Here is a 22,077-nt window from a genome sequence, read left to right on the forward strand (position 1 = left end):
ACCCGTTCGCCTGGTCCGGTCCGTTCGAGGAAGGGTGCTGTCCCGATGACCACCATCGTGATCCCTGAGGGGATGCCGCAGTTCGACGACGTACCCCGCTTCGACGTCGAAGCGGTGCGCGCCGACTTCCCGATCCTGAGTCGGGAGGTCAACGGCCACCCCCTGGTCTATCTGGACAGCGCCAACACCTCGCACAAGCCGCGGCAGGTGCTGGACGTGCTGCGCGAGCACTACGAGCGGCACAACGGCAACGTCTCGCGCTCGGTGCACACGCTGGGCACGGAGGCGACGGAGGCGTACGAGGGAGCGCGGGCGAAGATCGCCGCGTTCATCAACGCGTCCAGCCCCGACGAGGTGGTGTTCACCAAGAACTCCACCGAGGCGATCAACCTGGTCGCGTACGCCTTCTCCAACGCCTCGGCCAGCGCCGCCGGCGATCCGCGGTTCCGGCTCGGCCCCGGCGACGAGGTGGTGATCTCCGAGATGGAGCACCACTCGAACCTGGTGCCGTGGCAACTGCTCTGCGAGCGGACCGGCGCCACGCTGCGCTGGTTCAACGTCACCGACGAGGGGCGGCTCGACGAGTCCAACCTCGACGAGCTGATCAACGAGCGGACGAAGTTCGTCTCGCTGGTGCACATGTCCAACATCCTGGGCACCGTGAACGCCACCTCCCGGATCACGGAGCGGGTCCGGGAAGTCGGAGCCCTGCTGATGCTGGACTGCTCGCAGTCGGTGCCGCACATGCCGATGGACGTGGTCGACTACGACGTCGACTTCATCGCGTTCACCGGGCACAAGATGTGCGGCCCGACCGGCATCGGGGTGCTCTGGGGTCGCGCCGAGCTGTTGGCGGCGATGCCGCCCGTGCTCGGCGGCGGTTCGATGATCGAGACCGTGGCCCTGACCGGCTCCACCTTCGCGCCCCCGCCGGCGCGGTTCGAGGCCGGCACGCCGCCGATCGCCGAGGCGGTCGCGCTCGGCGCGGCGGTGGACTACCTGTCCGGGATCGGCATGCGGGCGATCCAGTGGCACGAGAAGGAAATCACCGCGTACGCGCTGGACGCGCTCGCGACCGTGCCCGGGCTCCGGATCTTCGGTCCGACGGTGCCGGTCGGCCGGGGCGGCACGATCTCGTTCGCGCTGGAGGGGATCCACCCGCACGACGTCGGGCAGGTGCTCGACGCCCAAGGGATTGAGGTCCGGGTGGGGCACCACTGCGCCCGGCCGGTCTGCGTGCGTTACGGCGTGCCGGCGACCACCCGCGCGTCGTTCTACCTCTACACGACCACCAACGAGATCGACGCGTTGGTGCGCGGCCTCGAACAGGTGCGGAAGGTCTTCGCGTAATGCAGCTCGACCAGCTCTACCAGGAAATCATCCTGGATCACTACAAGCGCCCGCACGGCCGGGGGCTGCGTGAGCCGGCTCTGTCGGCGGACGGCGCCCCGCACCGGTCCGGCGAGGCGCACCACGTCAACCCGACGTGTGGCGACGAGGTGACGATCCGGGTGGCCGTCGACGGCGACCGGATCTCGGACGTGTCGTACGACGGCATGGGGTGTTCGATCAGCCAGGCGTCGGCGAGCGTGCTGCACGAGCTGCTGCGCGGCCGGCCGGTCGACGCCGCGTTCGAGGTGCACGAGGCGTTTCTGGAGCTGATGTCCGGGCGTGGCCAGGTCACGCCGGACGAGGACGTGCTCGGTGACGGGGTGGCGTTCGCCGGGGTGGCCCGCTATCCCGCGCGGGTGAAATGCGCGTTGCTGCCGTGGATGGCGTTCAAGGACGCCGCGGCGCGCGCCGGTGTGGGCGTGAGCCCGGAGGTGAAGGCATGAGCGAGCAGGACACCGCGACGCCGGCGGCGGCAGAACCCGCAGCCGGTAAGAAGGCGGCGATCGCGGACATCGAAGAGGCGATGAAGGACGTCGTCGACCCCGAGCTGGGGATCAACGTCGTCGACCTCGGGCTGGTCTACGGCGTCCACGTCGACGACGAGAACGTGGCGACCCTGGACATGACGCTGACCTCGGCGGCCTGCCCGCTGACCGACGTGATCGAGGACCAGGCGCGCCAGGCGCTGACGACCGGACCGGGCGGCGGGCTGGTCTCCGACATCCGGATCAACTGGGTGTGGCTGCCGCCGTGGGGCCCCGACAAGATCACCGACGAGGGCCGCGAGCAGCTCCGGGCGCTCGGCTTCAACGTCTGAGTTCTCCGCGCGTCCAATCGGGGGCATCCGCCACGCGGCGGGTGCCCCCGAGCGCGTCGACCGTGCCGACGTGGTCGCCGCGCCGGGCCGGGAACGACACCACCTGCTGGTAGGTCGGGCGGTTCTGCCACGCGATCGGGTCGTGCGTGATCCCGCCGAGCGGCGACTGCACGATCGCGTCCGCGCACCACTGGTCGCCGGCCGCGCAGTGCTCGTCACCGGGATAGACCTCGGTCGCCGGCTGGGCGGCCGCCGCCCGCAGCGTGTCGAGCAGCATCTGCCGGCACGCGTCCAGGGCGCCGCCGCCGCAGTACACCCGCCCCGGTCCGCCGGACACCGGCTCGCCGAGCAGCGCCCGCAGGTCCTTGTCGACGTACCCCCACCAGCCGTACTGGAACGACGATCCCTTGTGGGCCTGCGCCTCGTTGGCGGAGCCGGGCAGCGTGGAGACGTCGCCGCGCTGCTGCCCCGACGGCGACTCGTTGATCTGCAACGCGTTGACCAGCGCCTGGTACAGCTCGGGGCCGAGCCCGGCGCGGAACTGCCCCCGGACCAGCAGCGGCCACCAGGCGTCGAAGACCCGGATCGCGGTCGCGTGCCGGTACGTCTTTGACCCGGCGGCGGTCTCCTCGCGTTTCGCGCCGGCCTGCCGCCATGCCTTCAGCTGGTCGATCACCGTCGCCAGCGCCGGATCGGTGACCGGTCGTGCGGTCAGCACCCGCAGCAGCGCGTCCAGCGGCGCGATCCCGCGCAGATCCGTCACGCCGGCCTCGGCGACCAGCCGCGTCAGGCCAGCCCGGTCGAACTTCCGCCCGGCCGCCAGCGCCGACCGCACCGGCGCGTCGAGCAGCTCGCCGCGGTGCACGGAGCCGAAGCTGAAGTTGCCGTCCGCCGCCCCGAAGTCCTTCGCCTGCTTGTTGTTCCAGCTGACGTAGTAGTCCTGGTTCACCGACTGGGGATGCTGCGCCGGCGGCGCATAGCGGGCCGTGTGGGCCGCCGGGTCGAACCCCTCCCATTCGTACGCCGGTTCCGCCCGCATCGGCAGGTTCGGGTTGGCGCCGGCCGGACGCACCGGATTGAGCCCGGAGTTGAAGTACGCGGCCTCGGTCGAGCTGACGTAGAACCAGTTGAACGTGTAACCGATGTGCGCGGCGGCATCGATGAACGCCCGGGCGCTGCCCATGGCGGCAGGGTCGTTGAACATCTGGAACCCGATCGCCGAGTCCGCCTCGTGGCGATACGTCGAGCGCAGCTGGGCGAAGGCGTGCGGGACGCCGTCGACGGTGCCGCGCCAGGCGACCAGCCCGAGCCTGGTGCGCCAGGCCACCAGCTCGTACGAGCCGGGCGGGGTGGGGTCGGCGACCGTGGGGGACCAGCGGTTGACGTGCGACAGCTTCTCCATCGCCACGCACTGGCCGCGGTACCGGTAGTGGGTGGCGGCCAGAGTCGGCGCGCTGCCGTCCACCGTGCACAGCGGCACGGCGTACGTGTCGGTGATGTCGTGGATCGACGAGGTGGCGCTCCACGCGTAGTCCTGGCCCCTGCCGAGCAGCACGTAGAGGTTGAGGCCGGCGAACGCGGCGCCGCGGGCGCTGATCCCCGGCCCCTGCAGCTCCTGGACCATCAGCAGCTGCGGCGCGAAGTAGCCGGTTTGCGGGCCGAACACGGCGACCGGGTTTCCGGTGGTGGTGTGCGCGCCCGAGACGACCACCGCGTTCGACATGCCGGGGCGACGCAGCGTCAGTCCGGCCAGCGCGGCGGCGAGGTCGGCGCCGGGCGCCGGGGCGGCCGACCGTGCCGAGCCGGTGGGCGCGCGGGTCACCGGCTCGACGGTCGCGGAGCCGGCGTCCGGTAGCACCACGCTCGGCGCGTCGTCGGCGGCGTCGCCGTACGGGAAGCTCTGCCCGTCGTGCAGCGTCAGCACCGTCTCGGGGTCGTTCTGCGCCCGGAAGCCGCGCCACACGGCGTCTCCCTCGGCCGGGCCGTATCGCGCCCGCGCCGCGATCCGCACCAGCGCGGACTGCATCTCCGCGCCCCCGCCCCCGCCGAACAGCCCCCCGACCACGCCGGCGATCGCGATCAGGTCGGTCATCGTGAACCGCTGCGGCCCGCCGGCGTTGGTGATCGCGTCGAGGTGCCCGGTCAGCACGTACTCGCCGGGGCAGTTGCGGCGGGCCATGCACCTGTCGATGTACGCATTGACCCCGGCGATGTAACTGTGCACGTCGCCGTGGAGCAGCTCGCCCCGGTCGCCCTGCCGGCGTAGCGCGTCCACCTGCGCCTGCAGGTCGGCTTCGGTGTACGGCGAGTTGCGCCAGACGCTCTGCTCCAGCGCCCGGTTGCCGGGCGCGCCGCCGGCGAAGGAGGTCAGCGTGCCCCGGCCGACGTGTCGCAACAGGTCCATGGTGAACAGCCGGTCCTCGGCGCCGGCGTAGCCGGCGCCGAACATCGTGCCGGCACGGGTCGTGCCGGTGATGTGCGGGACACCCGTGGCCGTGTCCCGGACGATCGTCACGTCCGCGCGGGGGGAGTATGTGCGCTCCACCTGTCCGGGCGGGACGCCGAACGAGGCGTCGTTGAAGAAGCGGTCCAGCTGGTCCTCGCGCAGCCCCGCGTAGCCGTAGACGAGGTCGGCGTACCGGTCGAGCTGGTCGCCGGTGTGCCGCGGCATGGTGCCGAGGGTCTGGTGGCCGCGGATGTCGACGAGGGTCGCGTTGCCGTTCTGGCCCGGCGGGAGGATGTCCGCGCACTGGCCCAGGCAGTAGTCGTCGGCGGCGAACGACGCGACCGCCGGGGCGGGCGGCAAAGCGGCGGCCGGCGCGCCGGCGGGGACGACGAGGCTGAGGGCGACCGCCGTGGCGGCGGCGGTGGCGGCCGCGAGGGTCCGGTCGATGACACGTCGGCTCATGGGCGGGATCCCCTCCATCGGTGCGGGGACAGTGACCGTGGAGCTCCCGGCGGAGGCCGGGCCCGCCGCCGCGGCGGCAGGAGACCGAAACGTTTTGGTTACCGGATGGTAGCCGGAAAGACGCATGGCGGTCGATGTCCCGGCGAAAACCTTCTCGATCGGGCGACGGTGATCGGCGTCCTCACTGTCTGGCTGCTACCCGGCCGCGCGTACGGTCTGGGCATGGACACGGAGGTTCCATCATGAGCAGCCGTCCGGCGGCGGGCGGCGGGCGGTGGGTGGACGTCGACCCGGCCCGGGTGTCGCGCTGGATCGAGGGATTCGCGGGCCGGCACGGCGCGCCGCAAGCGGCGCCGTTCGGGTACGGCGTGCTGCTCACCGCTCCCGACGGCGCCACCGCCGAGTTGCACGCCCCGCCCGGCGCGCCGACCGACGTCGGCCTGCCCGGCTTCCTGGCGGCTGCGGCGACGCCCCGCCGGCTCGGGCTGCTGCTCGCCCGCAAGGGGGCCGTCGCCGTCGGGGTGGCCGACGGTGAGCGTCTTGTCGCGTCCAAGGTGGACAGCCGGTACGTGCAGGGCCGTACGGCGGCGGGCGGCTGGTCGCAGCAGCGGTTCGCGCGCCGTCGCGACAACCAGGCGAAGGCGGCGGCCGGCGACGCGGCCGATCTCGCGGTGCGGCTGCTGCTCCCCGAGGTCGGGTCGCTCGCCGCGCTGGTCTGCGGGGGAGACCGGCGGACCGTCGACACCATCCTCGGCGATCGTCGGCTCGCCCCGCTCGCGGCGCTCCGGGTCGAGCGGCTGCTCGACGTGCCCGAGCCGCGGCACGCTGTCCTGGTCGAGGCAATCGGCGCCGCGCGCGCCGTGCGGATCGTCGTCCGCGACCCGCAGCCCGCCTAACGCTTTCCGCGCGCCCGCCGCGCCGTCGTCCGCCGGTCCGCGGCGCTCGCCGCGCCGTCCGTCCGCGGCGCCTTCTGCCCGCCGCGTCGTCCGTCCGCCGGGCCGTCCGCGCCGTCCGCCGCGCCCCGACCGTTACCCGCCGCCCCCCTTTGCTCTGCTTACGCATGGGAAACACCCGCCGTCCGGTTACCGGACGCCGGGCGTTTCCGCTAGGTAAGCAGAGCAAAGGTGGCGAGCGCGGTATCCCGGACCGAGCGGCGGTGCGCCGGACCCGGCGCCGCACCCCGCCGGACCCGCGCCGCACCTCCGCCGGAACCGCGCCGGCCCCGCGCGCGAGCGCGGGGCCGGGGTGGCCGTGCCGCTGGCGCTGACGCGCGCGGGGCGGCGGCGTCAGACCTGGCCGTTGAAGGTGTCGCAGCTCTTCGGGTCGCCGCTCTCGTACCCCTGGTTGAACCACTGCTGTCGCTGCGCCGAGCTGCCGTGCGTGAACTTCGACTCGTTGATCTGTCCGCCGGACTTCCGCTGGATGGTGTCGTCGCCGATCGCCGCCGCGGTGTCGAGTCCCTCGCGGATGTCGGCCGCGCTGATGCTCTTGAAGATCTTCTGGCCGCCGGCGTCGGCCGTGCCGGTCGCGTTCCGTGCCCAGGCCCCCGCGTAGCAGTCGGCCTGCAGCTCCAGCATCACCGACAGCCGGTTGGCGTTGCCGGGGTCCCGCTGCTGCTGACGCCGCATCTGCGCCTCGGTGCCGAGCAGGGTCTGCACGTGGTGGCCGTACTCGTGCGCGAGCACGTACGGCTGGGCGAACTCGCCGCGCGCGCCGAGCTGCTGGGCCAGCACCTGATAGAAGCCGAGGTCGATGTACACGTGCCGGTCGGCGGGGCAGTAGAACGGACCGACGCCCGAATCCGCCGCGCCGCAGCCGGTGTTCACGGCCTGCTGGAAGAAGACCGTGTCCGCCTGCTGGTAGCGCTCCCCGAAGTGCTGCGGCAGCGCGGTCTGCCAGTACGCCTGGATCGAGTTGACGAACAGCGTGTTGCGGCAGTCCAGCTGCTGCAGCGCGTCGTTCGCGGCGCACCGCTGCTCGATCGCGGCGTTGTCGCCCTGATCGCCGCCCCCGCTGGTTGCCGCGTTGATGCCGAATCCGCCGCCGACCAGCGCCACGAGCGCCGCGATGATCAGACCGACGATGCCGCCCCGGCCGGTCGGGATCGGGATCGGAATGCCGCTGCCGGCCAGTCCGCCGCCGCCGCCGCGGCGGTCCTCCACCTGACTCGTGTCGATGCGCGCGTTCTCGTTGAGTTCCATGGCAGCCCCGATCGCCGATCCGTCCCGTGATGCAATCGCCGTTGCCGATCCGTACCCGTTGATCTTGATCGGTAATCCGGTTCGTGGTCTGACGGCGGCCGGTACAATGGCCGCGTGCTGCTCTGCCGAGGCTGAATGCCCAGCGCCGACGGGAAGACCTCACCGCCCGTCGGCGTTCTTCTGTGCCGTGAGTCAGCCTTCGAGCCCTGGAGAGCGAGTCCGAGGATATGATCACTGCCACCGGCCTGGAACTGCGCGCCGGCGCCCGGATCCTGCTGTCCGACACGACGCTGCGCGTCCAGCCGGGAGACCGCATCGGTCTGGTCGGCCGTAACGGCGCGGGCAAGACCACGACGCTGAAGGTGCTCGCCGGCGAGGGCATTCCCTACGCCGGGCAGATCGAGCGGCGCAGCGCGATCGGCTACCTGCCGCAGGACCCGCGCACCGGCGACCTGGAGGTCACCGGCCGGGACCGGGTGCTGTCGGCGCGCGGCCTCGACGTGCTGATGGCCGAGATGAAGACGCTCGAGGAGCGGCTCGCCGACGGCGCCGACGACAAGCTGGTCCGTCGCTACGGCGCGCTCGAGGACCAGTTCGCCTCGCTCGGCGGGTACGCCGCCGAGGCCGAAGCGGCCCGGATCTGCGCGAATCTCGGCCTGCCGGACCGCGCGCTCGCCCAACCCATCCGTACCCTCTCCGGCGGCCAGCGCCGCCGCATCGAGCTGGCCCGCATCCTGTTCCGGGACGCCGGCGAGAACGGCGGCGGCATCCTGCTGCTCGACGAGCCGACGAACCACCTCGACGCCGACTCGATCACCTGGCTGCGCGGGTTCCTCTCCGGTCACAAGGGCGGCCTGATCGTGATCAGCCACGACGTCTCGCTGCTCGAGGCCGTCGTCAACAAGGTCTGGTTCCTCGACGCCAACCGGTCGGTGGTCGACGTCTACAACCTGGGCTGGAAGGCGTACCTGGAGGCCCGCGAGACGGACGAGCGGCGCCGCCGCCGCGAACGCGCCAACGCCGAGAAGAAGGCCGGCGCGCTGATGGCGCAGGCCGACAAGATGCGCGCCAAGGCGACCAAGACCGTCGCCGCGCAGAACATGGCGCGCCGCGCCGAGAAGCTGATGGCGGGGCTCGAGGAGGTGCGGGTCGCCGACCGGGTCGCCAAGGTGCGCTTCCCCGATCCCGCGCCGTGCGGCAAGACCCCGTTGACCGCGGCCGGCCTGTCGAAGTCGTACGGCTCGCTGGAAATCTTCACCGACGTCAACGTCGCGGTCGACCGCGGCTCGCGGGTAGCCATCCTCGGCCTCAACGGCGCCGGCAAGACCACTCTGCTGCGGATGCTCGGCGGGCTGCTGGAGCCGGACACCGGCGAGGTGCGGCCCGGGCACGGACTGCGGCTGGGCTACTACGCGCAGGAGCACGAGACGCTCGACGTCGACCGTACGGTGCTGGAGCACATGCGCAGCGCGGCGTTCGAGCAGTCCGACACGGACCTGCGCAAGATCCTCGGCGCGTTCCTCTTCTCCGGCGAGGACGTCGACAAGCCGGCGGGGGTGCTGTCGGGCGGCGAGAAGACGCGGCTGGCGCTGGCCACCCTGGTCTGCTCCGGCGCCAACGTGTTGCTGCTCGACGAGCCGACGAACAACCTGGATCCGGTCAGTCGCGAGCAGGTGCTCGACGCCATCGCGCGGTATCCCGGCGCGATCGTGCTGGTCACCCACGACCCCGGCGCGGTTCAGGCGCTCAAGCCGGACCGGGCGATCCTGCTGCCCGACGGCGACGAGGACGCCTGGAGCGATGACCTGCTGGAGTTGGTGGAGCTCGCCTGAGCGACGCCGCCGGGGCCGGCGCGGTGCCTCCGGAAACGGCACGCGGCCCGCGCGGAGCCGTGTGCCGCGCCGTGCCCCGAAATAGGTGAACGTCATTCCGAAAAATGTCAGGCCGAACCAAAGCGCAGGTCGCGCCGGGCGTTTCGGCGACATGTCTCAGACCCTTCACATACCACGCCGCAACACGCTATCGGGTTAGCGACAGTGCTGTGCGTGTCGGTTGGCGAACATTCGATATCTAGCGCATGATCGTCCGAGGCGGTCTAATAGGTGGGACCGTACCGAACCGCACAGTCTGGGACGTGAGGAATCAAGATGGCAGCCACTGGCACAGCCACCAGCACTGAGAAGGGTCGCCGAATCGTCGGTGCCGAGCGGCAGACGCTCGCGAAGGACCTGGTCAAGCGGTACACCTCGGGAGAGAGCATCCGTGCTCTGGCGGCCTCCACGGGCCGTTCATACGGGTTCGTCCACCGTGTGCTCACCGAATCCGGCGTGCAACTGCGCCAGCGCGGCGGCGCGCGTCGCCGTAAGAAGGCGTGACCAGCACATCAGCCCGTTCCGCCTCCGCCGTCGGCGCGTGCCCCAGATGACGTCGAACGGCGGAGTGCGGCTGGATTGCGACGGGCCGGTCGCAACGGTGACGTTGGACCGGCCCGACGTGCTCAATGCGCAGACCCCGGCCATGTGGCGGGCGCTGCTCGCGTTTTCGCGCGAACTTCCCGGTGACGTACGCGTGGTGGTGGTCCGCGGGCAGGGGCGGGCGTTCTCCGCCGGGCTCGACCTTTCGGTCGCCGGCGGCGTCGCCGGCGGCGCCGCGCCGGCGCCGTCGCAACACGCCGACGGGTCATCCTTCGTCGATCTCGTTCGCCTGCCCCCGGAGGAGTGCGCGGACCGGATCGCGGAGTTCCAGGCGGCGTTCACCTGGCTGCACCGGCCGGACATCATCTCCATCGCGGCCGTGCAGGGACACGCGATCGGCGCCGGCTTCCAGTTGGCGCTCGCCTGCGACCTGCGGGTTCTCGCCGACGACGCGCGGCTGTCGATGGCCGAGGTGATGCTCGGGCTCGTCCCGGATCTGGCCGGCACGAAGCGCTTGGTGGAGCTGGTGGGCTACACCAGGGCGCTGGAGATCTGTGCGACCGGGCGGCGCCTGGATGCCGCGGAGGCCGAACGGATCGGGTTGGCCAACGTCGTGGTGCCCCGCGCGGAGCTCGATTCCGCGGTGCGGGACCTGACCGCCGCGCTGCTGGCCGGCAACCGGGATGCGGTGATCGAGATCAAGGCGCTGCTCGCCGGGGCGTCCGGTCGGTCGCACGCCGATCAGCAGCGGGCCGAGCGGGAGGCGCAGACGCGCCGGCTGCGGGACCTGGCCGGGCACGGCGAGTAGCCGCGGGCTGTAAGGACCGTGTCGGGAAGAAGGCGGTTACTTCCGTGGTTGTCGTAGTCGTCGGCGAGACTGAAGCCGACTGACGACGACACGGAGGTAACGGGTGTCTCCCAACCCGATGGCCGGGCCCGGTGGCATGGGCGGCGGTGGCATGGGCGCCGGTGGCATGGGCGGCTGGAGCATGCTGCGGTCGATGCGGCACGGCGACGACGTACGAGGCCACCGCGTCAGCCGCGGCACGGCCCGGCGGATCACCGCGTTCGCGCGGCCGTACCGGCGCGACATCGCCGTCTTTCTGGTCACTGTGGTGGTCGCGGCGGTCATCGGAGTCGCCACCCCGGTGCTCGCCGGTGACGTGATCAACGCGATCACGCGCGGCGGCCCGGAGGCCGGCACGATCGTGGTGCGGCTGGCGCTGTTCATAGCCGGGCTCGCGATCGCCGACGCGCTGCTGTCGTTGGCGCAGCGCTGGTACTCGGCGCGCATCGGCGAGGGCATCATCCTCAATCTGCGCACCCGGGTCTACGACCACGTTCAGCGCATGCCGCTGCAGTTCTTCACCCGCACCCAGACCGGGGCGCTGGTCAGTCGCCTCAACAACGACGTGCTGGGCGCGCAGCGCGCCTTCACCTCCACGCTCTCCGGCGTGGTCAGCAACGTGATCCAGCTGGTGCTGACCGCGGCGGTGATGTTCACGCTCTCCTGGCAGATCACCGCGCTCTCGCTGATCCTTCTGCCGATCTTCATCGTGCCGGCCCGCCGGGTCGGCCGCCGGCTGGCCGAGATCACCCGCGAGGCGTACAACCTCGACGCCCGGATGAACGCCACCATGACCGAGCGGTTCGGGGTCGCCGGCGCGCTGCTGATCAAGCTCTTCGCACAGCCCGAGGTCGAGGCGCGTCGCTTCGCGGAGCGGGCCGAGCGGGTCCGGGACATCGGCATCCAGTCGGCGATGTACTCACGGGTGTTCTTCGTGGCGATGCTGCTGGTCGCCTCGCTCGCCCAGGCCCTCACGTACGGCCTCGGCGGCTGGCTCGCCGTCACCGGCGCGGTCAGCGCCGGCACCGTCGTGACCCTCGCGCTGCTGCTCACCCGGCTGTACGGCCCGCTCACCGCGCTCTCCAACGTCCGGGTCGACGTGATGAGCGCTCTGGTCTCCTTCGACCGGGTCTTCGAGGTCCTCGACCTCAACCCGTCGATCGCCGAGAAGCCGGATGCGGTCGCGATCCCGGCCGGCTCCGGTCGACTCGAGTTCCGGGACGTGCACTTCCGCTATCCCAGCGCCGCCGAGGTCTCGCTCGCCTCGCTGGAGGACGTCGCGGCGCTCGACCGCACCGTGGCCGAGCCGGTGCTGCGCGGGGTCTCGTTCACCGTCGAGCCCGGGCAGATGGTGGCGCTGGTCGGTCCCTCCGGGGCCGGCAAGTCCACCACCGCGATGCTGGCATCGCGGGTCTACGACGCGACCTCCGGCGAGGTCCGGGTCGGCGGGGTGGACGTCCGGGACGCCACGATGGCCTCCCTGCGCGACACCATCGGCGTGGTCACGCAGGACTCGCACCTGCTGCACGAGACGATCGCGGAGAACCTCCGGTACGCCAAGCCGGACGCGACCGACGAGGAGCTGTGGGCGGCGCTGCGCGGCGCGCAGGTCGCCGACCTGGTGCGCTCGCTGCCGGACGGCCTGGACACGATGGTGGGGGAGCGGGGGTACCGGTTCTCCGGCGGGGAGAAGCAGCGGATCGCGATCGCGCGGTTGCTGCTCAAGGCCCCGTCGATCGTGATCCTCGACGAGGCCACCGCGCACCTCGACTCGGAGTCGGAGGCGGCGGTGCAGCGCGCGCTGTCGGTCGCGTTGACCGGGCGGACCGCCCTGGTGATCGCGCACCGGCTCTCCACCGTCCGTGACGCCGATCAGATCCTGGTCGTCGACGGCGGTCGGATCGTGGAGCGCGGGCGGCACGAGGAGCTGGTCGCGGCCGGCGGGCTCTACGCCGAGCTCTACCGGACCCAGTTCGCGGTCGCCGATTCGCCGGCGCCGTACGTCGACGAGGTGGGGCCGGAGCCGGTCGTCACGATTCCGCCGCACGGCTACGACGACTGAGCGGCGACGGCACCAGCGTCGCGGCCCGCAGCTCAGCGAAGGCCGCGGCGAGCGTCGTCACCGTGTAGTGCGCGTTGAGGCCGCTCGGGTTGGGCAGCACCCACAGTCCCGCGCCCGCCACGGTCTCCGGCTGCCGCCCGAGCGCGGCCTTCGGCCGGCCGAACCCGATCCGGTACGCCGTCACCCCGACCACGGCCACCCAGCGGGGCCGGTGCTGCCGCGCCTTCTCGGTGAGACGTTCCGCGCCCGCGGCCAGCTCGTCGGGGTGCAGCTCATCGGCGCGGGCGGTGGCCCGGGCGACCAGGTTCGTGATGCCCAGCCCCGCGGTGAGCAACTCGTGCTGCTCGGCCGGCGCCAACTGCCGCGACGTGAATCCGCCGCGGTGCAGCGCCGGCCAGAAGCGGTTGCCCGGGCGGGCGAAGTGGTGCCCGGTGGCCGCCGAGTAAAGGCTCGGGTTGATCCCGCAGAACAGCACGGTCAAATCCGGACGAAGAACGTCCGCAATCGTCCGCCCCGCCGCCGCGATGAGATCCTCCCGCGTCGGCCTCACCACACGGCGCCCGCCGTGATCGCGACGATCCCGGGCTTATCGCTGCACAACGCGGATCAGGGTGGTCAGAGCGGGCGGAGGGCGCCGCCGTCGACCGGGAGCGAAATGCCGGTCAGGTAGCTGGCGGCGGGGGAGAGGGCGAACGCGGCCACCCGGCCGAACTCGGCGGGGTCACCGATCCGGCGCAGCGGGATGCCCGCCTCCGCCTGGGCCCGCGCCGCCTCCGGGTCGGGGGCCGCGCCGAAGAGCTCCCGGTTGCGATCCGTCAGGATCCGCCCCGGCAGCAGGCTGATCACCCGTACGCCGCGCGGGCCGTACTCGTCGGCCATGTCCTTGGCCATGCCGGCCAGCCCCGGCCGCAGCCCGTTGGAGATGCCGAGCCCGGCGATCGGGCTGCGCACCGACGTGGAGAGCACCAGCCCGATCGCGCCTCCGTCGGACAACGCCGCCGCCACCGTGCGGGCGGCCCGCGCCATCCCGAGGAAGATCGTCTCGAACGCGTTCCGCCACTGCTCGTCGGTCGCCTGCGCCGCCGTGCCGGGCGGTGGCCCGCCCACCGAGATCAGCGCGCCGTCGAGCCGCCCGAAACGCTCCCGCGCCAGGTCGACGAGGCGCTGCGCCAGCTCCGGTTCCGCCAGGTCGCCCGTGACGCCCACCGCGCGGTCGGGGCCGCCGAGCGTCGCGACGGCATCGGTCACCTTCGTTTCGTCCCGCGACGAGATGACGACCCGCGCCCCGTCGGCCACCAGCGCCTGGGCGGTGGCGAACCCGAGGCCCCGGGAGGCGCCGGTCAGCACGTACACGCGGTCTGTGAGCCCGAGATCCATGTGCCGATCCTGCCGTACCGCGCCGGTCGCCGCGCTACCCGCCCCCGCCCGGCCGCAGCACGCGCACCCGACCCGCCACCTGGAGCACGACAGCGCCGGGCGTACGCCGCAGCGCCGGAAGCCGGCGGCGCCGGGGCGCGGACGTGCCGTCGTACCGCCAGCCGGCGTCGCGGACGGCCAACTCCTCGACCGCGGCGGCGGGCAGCTCGTCCCGGCCGACCAGCGTGCGCGCCAGATCCCAGCCGTCGCGCAGCCCGCCCTGCGTCGGCCGTCCCGCCGCCCACCGCGCGAATGTGGCGGGCCAGCGCGGCCCGAACGCCGCGGCGAGCAGCGGCCAGTGCCGTGCCACCTCCCCGGCGCGCTTGCGCAGCAGCGCGGCGCGGGCGGCGCCGACGAGCCGCTGGTCGAAACCGGCCGGGATCGGCGCCCCCGCCACCAGCGCGGCGACCAGTTCGGCCTGCCGCGCGGCGAGGTCGTGCCCGCCGGTCACGTCACCGTCGGGTAGTCGGCGGCGGCCGCGATCGCATCGAGTTCGGCGCGGAGCACGTCGGCCGGCGGGTAGTCGCCGTCGCGCTCCAGCAGCAGCGCCGGCGGTCGCTGCCGGGCGCACAGCTCGCGGATGAGCGCGAGCACCGCCTCCGGCACCGCGTGGGTGTGCGTGTCGTGGTAGATCCCGTCGTGCTCGTCGCCGCCGGCGACGTGCACGTAGGCGATCCGGTCCAGCGGCAGCGCGTCGAGCAGCGCGAGCGGATCCGTGCCGCGATTGCGTGCGTTGGCGTAGACGTTCGCGATGTCGAGCAGGAGCAACGCGTCGGTGCGGTCGAGGATCTCGGTGAGGAACTGCGCCTCGGTCAGCTCGTCGTCCGGCCAGTCGAAGAGCGCCGCGATCGGCTCCAACGCGATCGGCACCGGCAGCTCGGCCCGGGTACGCGCGACGTTGGCCACCACCGCGTCGACGGCGGCCCGGGTGCGCGGCAGCGGCAGCAGGTGTCCGGCCTCCATCCCGCCGGCCCGGACGTACGCGATGTGCTCGCTGACCAGCGGCGCCCGGAGCAGCTCGGCGACCCGGGCCAGGTGCCCGACCCGCTGCGGCTCGACCGGTTCGGCGCCGCCGAGGGAGAGCCGCACCCCGTGGGGTACGACCGTGACGCCCCGCGCGATCAGCGCGGCCAGCCCGTCGGGAACGGGTCCCGTGCCGGGCACGCCCTCGGCGACGACCTCGACGAACCGCAGTCCGGGCAGCTCGGCGACGAAGCCGTCGATCTCCGGCCGCCACCCGATCCCCACGCCGTACGGCTGGGCGGTCATCCGCCGCAGCCCCCTCCGCCGCCACAGCCGCCGCCCCCGCCGCAGGAGCTGCCGGCACCGCACGAGCTGGTGCCGCCGTTGCTGGCGTTCTGGATCTGGCGTTCGATCTCGGCCTGCTGGGCGAAGGCCGGGTCCATCGCCCAGAGCGAGGCGGTGCCGTAGAGCGCGACGCCCATCGCCACGCCGGTCGCGCCGTACGTGGCGTACGCCGGGGAACTGGCGGGCGCGAGGTGCCGGTGGGTGGTCCGCAGCTCGCGCAGCGCCGCCTTCGCCGCCCGCGTCTGCCGCGGCACCGCGACCAGCAGCACCAGCGTCACGCCGGTGACGGCGAACAGCAGCAGCACCAGGAACGCGACCGGCCGGTCGGCGGCCAACCCGGCGACCAGTCGGACCACGCCGAGGCCGACCAGGGCCAGCAGCAGCAGCGGAATCCGGCGGGCGGCGCGGCGCTGGGCCGCGGAGGCGGCGATCCCGTCCCGCTCGAGCCCGTCGCGCAGCCGCCCGAGCGCGGCGGTCACCCACGGGTGCGTCGCCAGGGCACGGGTCCGGGTGCCCTGCGCGGCGACGTTGTAGACCGCCTGGGCGAGCGGGGTGCTCCCGGTCGGCATCGGGCCGGTGACGGTGAGGGACCCGCCGGGGGCCGTGCCGAGCGCGCCGGCCGCGCGCAGGCCGCCGACGACCGTGTAAACGGCGAGCCGGTCGCCGCCGTTGAGGTAGGCCGCCTGCTCCGGCGTCAGTTGGGGGGCGCGGCGGTCCCGCGGGCCGGCGAAGATGAGGTTGCGGTGCAGCAGGGCGGCCAGGACCAGCGCGGCGGCCGCGAGAGAGAAGATCAGCAGGAACGCGGGACCGGAAATGCCCCAGGTGTCCCCGGGGGCGGCGACGACCGTCATCGTCGGTGCTCCTGTCGTCCAAAGAGGTGGCTGGGCCTCATTGTGGGACAGGCGTGCCACGCTGCCAAGATGGGTTACCGGCGGCCGGGTTGGTCAGCTCTTGGCGGCTGGCCGGCGGACCGCCTCCTCGACGAGATCGAGCACCGGCCCGAGGTCGCCGGCGGGGCGCCCCATCGCCAGGTGCAGCACGAGACCGTCGTACGCGAGCTCGAGGAACTGCGCGAGCACGTCGATCGGCACGTCGTCGCGGAGCACCCCGGCGTCGCGCTGTCGGCGCAGCCGCTCCCGGGTCGCCTCGGCGATCGCCGCCGACCGTTCGGACCAGCGCTTCGCGAACGCGGGGTCGGTGCGCAGCCGCCGCGACACCTCCAACTGGGTGCCGAGCCAGCCCGTCGTGTCCGGGGACTTGGCGCGTTCCAGCAGGTCGCGCATCACCTGCACCAGGCCGTTGCGTGCGACCGTCTCCACCATCGCGACCGCGTCGTCCTCCGCGACGGCGAGGAACAGCGACTCCTTGTCGCGGAAATGGTGGAAGATGGCGCCGCGGGAGAGTCCCGTCGCCTCCTCGAGCACCCGGACGGTCGCGCCCTCGTAGCCGTGCCGGGCAAAGCTGTCTCGGGCCGCCGCGAGAATCTCGTGGCGGCGCGCGTCGAGTTGGTCCTGACTCACCCGGGGCATGAGTCGATCGTGGCAGGTGGCGGGGGCCTATGCAATCCGTACGTACGGCTTGTTGAGTTGCGCCCGTTACGATCCAGCTGTGTCCGCAGCCGATGACGCTCTTCCCGGTCACCCGCTCGCCGTCGCCGCCGTGCAGGCCGAGCCCGTCCCCGGCGACCTGACCGGCAACGCCGCGACCGCCGCCCGTCTCGTCCACCGGGCTGCCGACGCCGGCGCCGCGGTGGTCGTACTCCCGGAGCTGTTCCTGCCGGCCTACCATCCGCCGACGTTGCGTGCCGATCCCGACGGCACCTACCTCGCCGCCGACGAGACCCGCCGCGTCGCCGACGCGCGGCTCGACCCGCTGGCGACGGCGGCGCGGGACCGCGGCGTGGTGGTGGTGGTCGGCGCGGCGGTGCGGCACCACGACGGGCGCCCGGCGTGCGCGTCGCTTGTCGTCGACCGTGCCGGCGGGATCGCGGCCGCCTACGACAAGCAGCACCTGTGGGGACCGGACGAGAACGAGCTGTTCGCGCCGGGGCGGCGCGGGGCGACCCTGGCGGTCGACGGCTGGCGGCTGGGGCTCGGGGTCTGCTACGACGGCTGCTTCCCGGAGCACGGGCGGGCCGCCGCGGCCTCGGGGGCGCACGGTTATCTGTGCCCGAGCGGCTACGTCGTCGGTTCCGAGCACCGCCGTGATCTCTACTACGCGGCGCGGGCGTTGGACAACACGATGTACGTCGTGTTCGCTAACGCCGTCGGCGGCGCGGAGCCGTGGCGGTTCAACGGCGGGGCGGCGGTGTACGACCCGGAGGGCCGGCCGCTGGTCCGGGGCGGCGACTCCGGCGAGGCGGTGCTGGTGGCGGTGCTCGATCCGGCCGAGCTCGCCGCGACGCGGGCCGCGCACAGCATGCTGCGGGACCGGCTTGCCGATCAGGGGGAGGCCCGGACCGTGCTGGGGGGCTAATTTTTGTTAACACGACGGGTCTGTTGTGACGTGGCACAGGTCACGTAGGGTGCCCGAGTGCCGCTCCTGCTCCTCAATCTGGACAACACCCTGCTCGATCGGGCCGGGGCGTTTCGGGCTTGGGGAACGGATTTTCTGACCGCCATCGACGCGCCAACGCGTGACATCGACTGGTTACTCTCCGTTGATGCCGATGGTCTGACCGACCGATGGGATCTCGCCGACGCGATCCGCGACCGTTACCGCTTGCGGAACTCTGTGCTCGATCTCGTCGAGGCGCTGCATGACGGCGTCGTGGAGTACACCCGGCTCGACCCGCTGGTCGCCTGCGCGCTGCGGATCGCCGACGACGCCGGCTGGATCCCGGTGGTGGTGAGCAACGGCGCCGTCCGACAGCAGGATGCGAAGATCCGCAGGACCGGCCTGGACCGCTACGTCGCGGACTGGGTGATCTCCGAGGAGGCCGGCGTGAGCAAGCCGAATCCCCGGATCTTCGCGCTCGCCGCCGAACGGGTCCGGATGCGGCTCGATGGCGCCTGGATCATCGGCGACAGCCCCGAGGCCGACATCGGGGGTGCCGCCGCGATGGGGCTGCCGAGCGTGTGGCTGCACCGCGGGCGGAGCTGGCTGGAGACGCGCTTCGCCCCGACCCGGATGAGCGAGAGCGTGATCGCGGCGCTCGCCACCGTGCTCGCCGCCGCCTGACGATGTGACGCGTCCGCTCTGGCGATCCGGGCATGCCGCGATCCGTTACTGCAGATAGCCCTCGACCTCGGGCTTGCCGCGTGGCTGTGCGCGGTCCGGATCGTCGCCGGAGTTGCGGGCCGCGCGCCGGCGCCGCAGCAGGTCCCAGCACTGGTCGAGGGACTCCTCCAGCTCGCGCAGCCGCGCCTGCTCGTCCTCGGACGAGATCGCCCCGCTGGTCAGCTGACCGCGTAGTCGGTGCTCCTCGTCGACGAGCTCGTGGATCCGCCTCAGCACCGCCGCATCGTCCATGCCCCCGAGCCTGGCACAGCGTGCGTCATCCCGCCCCGCCCTGCCCCCGTCGATCTTGCAGTTACGGCCCCGGTGAAGCGCCTCAAAAGCGGGCGAAAGGGCGGCCAGAAGTGCAAGATCGGCGGGGGAGACGCGGAGAGGGGCCTGGGCGCGCAGCGCCCGGGCCCCACTCCGCGTGCGGGTTAGGACTGGAGCATCTTGCGCAGGACGTACTGCAGGATGCCGCCGTGGCGGTAGTAGTCGGCCTCGCCCGGGGTGTCGATGCGGACGACCGCGTCGAACTCGATCCCCGTGTCGGTGGTGACCCTCACCGTGCGCGGGGTCCGGCCCTCGTTGAGCGCCTCCACGCCGGTGATGGTGAAGGTCTCGGCGCCGGTCAGCCCGAGCGACTCGGCGTTCTGCCCCTTCGGGAACTGCAGCGGCAGTACGCCCATGCCGATCAGGTTCGAGCGGTGGATCCGCTCGTACGACTCGGCGATCACCGCGCGCACGCCGAGCAGCATCGTGCCCTTGGCCGCCCAGTCCCGCGAGGAGCCCGAGCCGTACTCCGCGCCGGCGAGGATCACCAGCGGCACGCCGGCCTCGGCGTACGCCACCGAGGCGTCGTAGATGGTGGTCTGCTCGCCGGTCAGGTGGTTGACCGTGAACCCGCCCTCGACGCCCGGCACCAGCTGGTTGCGCAGCCGGATGTTCGCGAAGGTGCCGCGGATCATCACCTCGTGGTTGCCGCGCCGCGAGCCGTACGAGTTGAACTCGTGCCGCGGCACCCCGTGCTCGGCCAGGTAGCGGCCGGCGGGGGAGTCGGCCTTGATCGCGCCGGCCGGCGAGATGTGGTCGGTGGTGACCGAGTCACCGAGCTTGGCCAGCACCCGGGCGCCGGCGATGTCGCTGACCGGCCGCGGCTCGTGCGCCATCCCCTCGAAGTACGGGGGCTTGCGCACGTACGTCGACTCGTCCGCCCAGGCGAACGTGTCGCCGGTCGGCGTCGGCAGCGACTGCCAGCGCTGGTCGCCGGCGAAGACGTCCGAGTACGCCTGGCCGAAGCCGGTGGCGCCGATCGCCGAGGCGATGACGTCCTGGATCTCGGCGTTGCTCGGCCAGATGTCCCGCAGGAACACCTCCTGGCCGTCGGCGCCGGTCCCGAGCGACTCGTTGGCCAGGTCGATGTCCATCGTGCCGGCCAGCGCGTACGCCACCACCAGCGGCGGGGAGGCGAGGTAGTTCATCTTGACGTCGGGGTTGATCCGGCCCTCGAAGTTGCGGTTGCCGGAGAGCACCGACACGACGGCGAGGTCGTTTTCGTTGACCGCGGCGGAGATCGCCTCGGGCAGCGGGCCCGAGTTGCCGATGCAGGTGGTGCAGCCGTAGCCGACCAGGTGGAAGCCGAGCTTCTCCAGGTACGGCGTGAGTCCGGCGCGGTCGTAGTAGTCCATGACGACCTTGGAGCCGGGCGCCAGCGTGGTCTTCACCCACGGCTTGCGGGTCAGGCCCCGCTCGACGGCGTTGCGGGCGAGCAGCGCCGCGCCGAGCATGACCTGCGGGTTGGAGGTGTTGGTGCAGGAGGTGATCGCGGCGATTACCACCGCGCCGTGATCGAGCTCGAACTCGGTGCCGTCCTCGCCGGTGACCCGGACCCGCTTGGCGGGCCGGCCGCCGCCGCCCTGGCCGACCTCGACCGGGTCGTGCGGGCGGTCCTCCGGGTCGTTGGCCGCGTCGGCGGCCGGCGGGTCGCTGGCCGGGTAGGACTGGGCGCTCGCCTCGTCGGCGCGCCCCGCCACCCCGTACGGCGGGTTGTTCCGCACGCCGCCCTCGCCGTCGGCGGAGCTGCCCAGCTCGTGGTCGGCGACGTAGTCCTTGAGCGAGGAGCGGAACATCGTCTTGGCGTTGCCCAGCGGCACCCGGTCCTGCGGGCGCTTCGGGCCGGCCAGCGACGGCTCGATCGTCGACAGGTCGAGCTCGAGGCGCTCGGAGTAGTTCGGCTCGGCGGCCGGGTCGTGCCAGAGTCCCTGCTCCTTGGCGTACGCCTCGACGAGCGCGACCTGCTGGTCGGTGCGCCCCGTGAGCTTGAGGTACTTCACGGTCTCCTCGTCGATCGGGAAGATCGCGACGGTGGAGCCGTACTCCGGGGACATGTTGCCGATGGTGGCCCGGTTGGCCAGCGGCACGGCGCTCACGCCGGGGCCGTAGAACTCGACGAACTTGCCGACCACGCCGTGCTTGCGCAGCATCTCGGTGATGGTCAGCACCAGGTCGGTGGCGGTGGTGCCGGCCGGCATCTCGCCGGAGAGCTTGAAGCCGACGACCCGCGGGATCAGCATGCTGACCGGCTGGCCGAGCATCGCGGCCTCGGCCTCGATGCCGCCGACGCCCCAGCCGAGCACGCCGAGGCCGTTGACCATGGTGGTGTGCGAGTCGGTGCCGACCACGGTGTCCGGGTAGGCCTGGCCGTTGCGCTCCATGATGGTGCGGGCCAGGTACTCGATGTTCACCTGGTGCACGATGCCAGTGCCCGGCGGGACGACCTTGAACTCGTTGAACGCGCTCTGGCCCCAGCGCAGGAACTGGTAGCGCTCCTTGTTCCGCTCGTACTCCAGCTCCACGTTGCGCTCGAAGGCGTCCTCGCGGCCGAAGAGGTCGGCGATGACGGAGTGGTCGATGACCAGCTCGGCGGGGGCCAGCGGGTTGACCTTGGTCGGGTCGCCGCCGAGCTCGCGGACCGCCTCCCGCATGGTGGCGAGGTCGACCACGCAGGGCACGCCGGTGAAGTCCTGCATCAGCACCCGCGCGGGGGTGAACTGGATCTCCACGCTCGGCTCGGCGGTGGGGTCCCACGCGCCGAGCGCCCGGATGTGGTCGGCGGTGATGTTCGCGCCGTCCTCGGTGCGCAGCAGGTTCTCCAGCAGGATCTTCAGGCTGTACGGCAGGCGTTCGTGCCCGTCGACCTTGCTGATCCCGAAAATCTCGTAGCTCGCGTCGTTGACGCGGAGCTGGCTCTTCGCACCGAAGGTGTCGAGGCTCGCCACGTCGTACTCCTTCACACCAGCGACCGTGAATAGTCCTGAGCAGTCTTTCGTACGGGTCACCGCACGTCGCGCCTTAGGTGAGACTTACCGCCCACCCTCGTGCATCTACAAAACCGTACGTCCGTCTTGTTAGTAACGCAAGCGTGCCCCACGCTCTGGGACACCGGGGTGCCCATCATGATCCAGCACGCCGCGCCCGCGCCCCCGCGCCACTGGCG

Annotated in this window: 20 protein-coding genes; 10 read left to right on the forward strand and 10 right to left on the reverse strand. The window is 72.4% G+C overall.

The features are described 5' to 3' along the window. The first annotated feature begins 45 nt into the window (after positions 1–45). The 3 genes from BLW47_RS16695 to BLW47_RS16705 are packed head-to-tail and all read left to right on the forward strand — an operon-like array spanning position 46 to position 2,209. Positions 46–1,350 carry a cysteine desulfurase gene (locus BLW47_RS16695; RefSeq protein ID WP_091557862.1) on the forward strand — a complete coding sequence of 435 codons (1,305 nt, stop codon included), beginning with the start codon at positions 46–48 and terminating at the stop codon, positions 1,348–1,350. Beyond that, positions 1,350–1,835 carry a Fe-S cluster assembly sulfur transfer protein SufU gene (gene sufU / locus BLW47_RS16700; protein ID WP_091557865.1) on the forward strand — a complete coding sequence of 162 codons (486 nt, stop codon included), beginning with the start codon at positions 1,350–1,352 and terminating at the stop codon, positions 1,833–1,835. Before BLW47_RS16695 ends, sufU begins: the two co-directional genes overlap by 1 nt. Next, positions 1,832–2,209 carry a metal-sulfur cluster assembly factor gene (locus tag BLW47_RS16705; RefSeq protein ID WP_091557868.1) on the forward strand — a complete coding sequence of 126 codons (378 nt, stop codon included), beginning with the start codon at positions 1,832–1,834 and terminating at the stop codon, positions 2,207–2,209. Before sufU ends, BLW47_RS16705 begins: the two co-directional genes overlap by 4 nt. On the opposite strand, the gene BLW47_RS16710 is transcribed toward BLW47_RS16705, so the two are convergent. Next, the gene (locus BLW47_RS16710) at positions 2,199–5,117 is read right to left on the reverse strand and encodes a penicillin acylase family protein (protein ID WP_091557870.1); all 2,919 of its coding nucleotides are present in this window, start codon (positions 5,115–5,117) and stop codon (positions 2,199–2,201) included. The two genes, BLW47_RS16705 and BLW47_RS16710, sit on opposite strands and share 11 nt — an antisense overlap. Before the next feature lie 242 nt (positions 5,118–5,359). Between BLW47_RS16710 and BLW47_RS16715 the strand changes: the two genes are divergently transcribed. Continuing rightward, on the forward strand, positions 5,360–6,013 hold the full coding sequence (locus BLW47_RS16715) for an acVLRF1 family peptidyl-tRNA hydrolase (protein WP_091557872.1): 654 nt from the start codon (positions 5,360–5,362) through the stop codon (positions 6,011–6,013). 390 nt (positions 6,014–6,403) lie between these two features. Here the strand turns inward: BLW47_RS16715 and ypfJ are convergent, their stop codons facing one another. Next, positions 6,404–7,318: a KPN_02809 family neutral zinc metallopeptidase gene (gene ypfJ / locus BLW47_RS16720; protein WP_091557875.1), complete on the reverse strand. Its 915-nt coding sequence runs from the start codon at positions 7,316–7,318 to the stop codon at positions 6,404–6,406. A gap of 227 nt (positions 7,319–7,545) precedes the next feature. On the opposite strand from ypfJ, the gene BLW47_RS16725 reads away from it, so the two are divergent. The 4 genes from BLW47_RS16725 (at position 7,546) to BLW47_RS16740 (ending at position 12,641) form a co-directional block, all read left to right on the forward strand. Next, positions 7,546–9,150 (forward strand): ABC-F family ATP-binding cassette domain-containing protein, encoded by a 1,605-nt coding sequence (locus BLW47_RS16725; protein WP_091557877.1) that lies wholly within the window; start codon positions 7,546–7,548, stop codon positions 9,148–9,150. A gap of 315 nt (positions 9,151–9,465) precedes the next feature. Beyond that, the gene (locus tag BLW47_RS16730; RefSeq protein ID WP_085066491.1) at positions 9,466–9,693 is read left to right on the forward strand and encodes a helix-turn-helix domain-containing protein; all 228 of its coding nucleotides are present in this window, start codon (positions 9,466–9,468) and stop codon (positions 9,691–9,693) included. Positions 9,694–9,739: 46 nt separating this feature from the next. Next, entirely contained in the window at positions 9,740–10,540 is an 801-nt protein-coding gene (locus BLW47_RS16735; RefSeq protein ID WP_091557880.1) for an enoyl-CoA hydratase/isomerase family protein, read from the forward strand. A 151-nt stretch (positions 10,541–10,691) separates the two neighbouring features. Next, complete coding sequence (locus tag BLW47_RS16740; RefSeq protein WP_091558217.1) at positions 10,692–12,641, forward strand: ABC transporter ATP-binding protein; 1,950 nt, start codon at positions 10,692–10,694, stop codon at positions 12,639–12,641. Here the strand turns inward: BLW47_RS16740 and mug are convergent. The 6 genes from mug to BLW47_RS16770 form a co-directional block, all read right to left on the reverse strand. Continuing rightward, a complete protein-coding gene (mug, locus tag BLW47_RS16745; protein WP_342709408.1) occupies positions 12,610–13,116 on the reverse strand; it encodes a G/U mismatch-specific DNA glycosylase in 507 nt (168 codons plus the stop codon). The genes BLW47_RS16740 and mug overlap by 32 nt on opposite strands. A 140-nt stretch (positions 13,117–13,256) precedes the next feature. Next, the gene (locus BLW47_RS16750; RefSeq protein ID WP_091557888.1) at positions 13,257–14,018 is read right to left on the reverse strand and encodes an SDR family oxidoreductase; all 762 of its coding nucleotides are present in this window, start codon (positions 14,016–14,018) and stop codon (positions 13,257–13,259) included. A 34-nt stretch (positions 14,019–14,052) separates the two neighbouring features. Next, a complete protein-coding gene (locus tag BLW47_RS16755; protein WP_091557890.1) occupies positions 14,053–14,508 on the reverse strand; it encodes an SCO6045 C-terminal-like domain-containing protein in 456 nt (151 codons plus the stop codon). Beyond that, positions 14,505–15,326 (reverse strand): MbnB/TglH/ChrH family RiPP precursor modification enzyme, encoded by an 822-nt coding sequence (locus tag BLW47_RS16760; protein ID WP_091558220.1) that lies wholly within the window; start codon positions 15,324–15,326, stop codon positions 14,505–14,507. The genes BLW47_RS16755 and BLW47_RS16760 overlap by 4 nt, the downstream gene beginning before the upstream one ends. After that, on the reverse strand, positions 15,323–16,216 hold the full coding sequence (locus tag BLW47_RS16765) for a TIGR04222 domain-containing membrane protein (RefSeq protein ID WP_091557894.1): 894 nt from the start codon (positions 16,214–16,216) through the stop codon (positions 15,323–15,325). The genes BLW47_RS16760 and BLW47_RS16765 overlap by 4 nt, the downstream gene beginning before the upstream one ends. 93 nt (positions 16,217–16,309) lie before the next feature. Continuing rightward, positions 16,310–16,894, reverse strand: a complete 585-nt coding sequence (locus BLW47_RS16770) for a TetR/AcrR family transcriptional regulator (protein ID WP_091557897.1) — start codon at positions 16,892–16,894, stop codon at positions 16,310–16,312. A gap of 79 nt (positions 16,895–16,973) precedes the next feature. Here BLW47_RS16770 and BLW47_RS16775 point away from each other — a divergent pair, with 79 nt between their 5' ends. After that, a complete protein-coding gene (locus BLW47_RS16775; protein WP_245736696.1) occupies positions 16,974–17,840 on the forward strand; it encodes a carbon-nitrogen hydrolase family protein in 867 nt (288 codons plus the stop codon). Positions 17,841–17,897: 57 nt separating this feature from the next. Continuing rightward, a complete protein-coding gene (locus BLW47_RS16780; RefSeq protein ID WP_091557905.1) occupies positions 17,898–18,545 on the forward strand; it encodes an HAD family hydrolase in 648 nt (215 codons plus the stop codon). Between the two features lie 45 nt (positions 18,546–18,590). Here BLW47_RS16780 and BLW47_RS16785 read toward each other — a convergent pair whose 3' ends face one another. Both BLW47_RS16785 and BLW47_RS16790 read right to left on the reverse strand, forming a co-directional pair. Further along, positions 18,591–18,836: a DUF2630 family protein gene (locus BLW47_RS16785; protein WP_091557908.1), complete on the reverse strand. Its 246-nt coding sequence runs from the start codon at positions 18,834–18,836 to the stop codon at positions 18,591–18,593. A 182-nt stretch (positions 18,837–19,018) separates the two neighbouring features. Next, complete coding sequence (locus BLW47_RS16790; protein ID WP_091557911.1) at positions 19,019–21,874, reverse strand: aconitate hydratase; 2,856 nt, start codon at positions 21,872–21,874, stop codon at positions 19,019–19,021. Between the last annotated feature and the right edge of the window lie 203 nt (positions 21,875–22,077).

It is taken from the genome of Micromonospora pattaloongensis (assembly GCF_900107255.1).
GTDB lineage: Bacteria > Actinomycetota > Actinomycetes > Mycobacteriales > Micromonosporaceae > Micromonospora_I > Micromonospora_I pattaloongensis.